Below are 687 nucleotides of genomic sequence, written 5' to 3'. Positions count from 1 at the left end.
ATGCTGCATCGATCGCTGCTTTAGCTGCTGGTTTTGCTTTTGCTACTGGATTTACATTATCTACTTTCGTAGTTCCTTTGTCTTCTGCTGTTGCTACTGCATCATCTATTTTCGCTTTATCGATCGCTTTCTTAGCTTCGTCTGCTGCTTTCTTAGCTTCTGCTTTGGCTGCTTCTTTTTCTTCAGTAGTTAAGTCAGGACGTGCTTCAATTTCTTCAACTTTTGCAGTATAAGCATCTTCAATCGCTTGTTTTGCGGCTGGTTTTACTTCTGCTTTTGGTTCTACAGGTGTAATTGTTCCTACTCCTGCTTCTTTTGCTGTTGTTACATCCCCATTAGAAGCTGCTTTATCGATAGCTTCTTTGGCTGCTTCTGCTTTCTCTCTAGCTTCTTCTTTAGCGGCTTCTTTTTCTTCTTTCGTTGAATCAGGTTTAGCATCAATGGCTTTTTCTTGTGCTTTTAATGCAGCATCGATAGCCGCTTTGGCTGCTGGTTTTGCTTTGGCTACTGGATCTACATCTGCTACTTTCGTAGTTCCTTTGTCTTCTGCTGCCGCTACTGCATCATCTGTTTTCGCTTTATCAACATTTGCTTTAGCTGCATCTGCCAATTTACGTGCTTCTTCTTTAGCAGCTGTTTTTTCTTCAGTAGTCAAGTCAGGACGTGCTTCAATTTCTTCAACTTTTG

Annotated in this window: 1 protein-coding gene; it reads right to left on the bottom strand. The window is 41.3% G+C overall.

Annotated features, from left to right (window positions below; translation table 11 throughout):
• Positions 1 to 687, bottom strand: a 687-nt coding sequence (locus HMPREF2574_RS00925) for a DUF1542 domain-containing protein (protein ID WP_142350174.1), incomplete at both ends; no start/stop codon positions are given.

This window comes from Streptococcus sp. HMSC034E12 (assembly GCF_001835915.1).
Classification (GTDB): domain Bacteria; phylum Bacillota; class Bacilli; order Lactobacillales; family Streptococcaceae; genus Streptococcus; species Streptococcus vaginalis.
This window is presented reverse-complemented; position numbering and strand designations above follow the sequence as displayed.